This window comes from Intestinirhabdus alba, assembly GCF_009711095.1.
Classification (GTDB): domain Bacteria; phylum Pseudomonadota; class Gammaproteobacteria; order Enterobacterales; family Enterobacteriaceae; genus Intestinirhabdus; species Intestinirhabdus alba.
On sequence record NZ_WMJZ01000103.1, the window covers coordinates 1 to 1,500 of the forward strand.

Annotated in this window: 1 protein-coding gene; it reads left to right on the forward strand. The window is 64.1% G+C overall.

Going from position 1 to position 1,500, the window contains the following annotated elements; genetic code table 11:
- The coding region (fumA, locus tag GJV78_RS22585; RefSeq protein ID WP_155110297.1) for a class I fumarate hydratase FumA at positions 1-1,500 on the forward strand (1,500 nt) is incomplete at both ends.

Genomic DNA, 1,500 nt, shown 5'->3' on the forward strand with positions numbered 1-1,500 from the left:
GAATACTATCTGCTGACTTCCGAACACGTCAGCGTCGCTGAATTTGCCGGCCAGGAGATCCTGAAGGTTGAACCCCAGGCGCTGACCCTGCTGGCGCAGCAGGCCTTCCACGACGCCTCCTTTATGCTCCGTCCCGCCCACCAGAAGCAGGTGGCCGCGATCCTTCACGACCCGGAGGCCAGCGAAAACGACAGGTACGTGGCGCTGCAGTTCTTAAGAAACTCCGCCATCGCCGCCAGGGGCGTGCTGCCGACCTGCCAGGACACCGGCACGGCGATTATCATGGGGAAAAAGGGCCAGCGCGTCTGGACCGGCGGCGGCGATGAGGCGGCGCTGGCGCGCGGCGTCTATAACACCTACATTGAGGACAACCTGCGCTACTCCCAGAACGCGCCGCTGGATATGTATAAAGAGGTCAACACCGGCAGCAACCTGCCGGCGCAGATCGATCTCTACAGCGTCGACGGCGACGAATACAAATTCCTCTGCGTCGCCAAGGGCGGCGGCTCCGCCAACAAAACGTATCTGTATCAGGAGACCAAAGCGCTGCTCACCCCCGACAGGCTGAAAAACTTCCTCGTCGAAAAGATGCGCACCCTCGGCACCGCCGCCTGCCCGCCGTACCACATCGCCTTTGTCATTGGCGGCACCTCGGCGGAGAGCACCCTGAAGACCGTCAAGCTCGCCAGCACCCATTATTACGACGCGCTGCCGACCGAAGGCAACGAGCACGGCCAGGCGTTTCGCGACGTGGCGCTGGAGAACGAACTGCTGGCGGAGGCCCAGAAGCTCGGCCTCGGCGCTCAGTTCGGCGGCAAATATTTCGCCCACGACGTGCGGGTCATCCGCCTGCCGCGCCACGGTGCCTCCTGCCCGGTGGGAATGGGCGTCTCCTGCTCGGCGGATCGCAACATTAAGGCCAAAATCAACCGCCACGGCATCTGGATCGAGAAGCTGGAGCACAATCCGGAGCAGTACATTCCCGAATCCCTGCGCCAGGCGGGAGAGGGCGAGGTGGTCAAGGTGGATCTTAACCGGCCGATGAAGGCGATCCTCGCCCAGCTGTCGCAGTACCCGGTCTCCACCCGGCTGTCGCTGAGTGGCACCATCATCGTCGGGCGCGATATCGCCCACGCGAAGCTGAAGGAGCGCATTGATTCCGGGGAAGGGCTGCCGCAGTACATCAAGGATCACCCGATTTACTACGCCGGGCCGGCGAAAACCCCGGAAGGCTACCCCTCCGGCTCGCTGGGGCCGACCACCGCCGGTCGGATGGACTCCTACGTCGACCTGCTGCAGTCCCAGGGCGGCAGCATGATCATGCTGGCGAAGGGCAACCGCAGCCAGCAGGTGACCGACGCCTGCCGCAGGCACGGGGGCTTCTACCTGGGCAGCATCGGCGGCCCGGCGGCGGTGCTGGCGCAGCAGAGTATCAGGAGCCTGGAGTGCGTGGCGTACCCGGAGCTGGGAATGGAGGCGATCTGGAAAATCGAGGTGGAA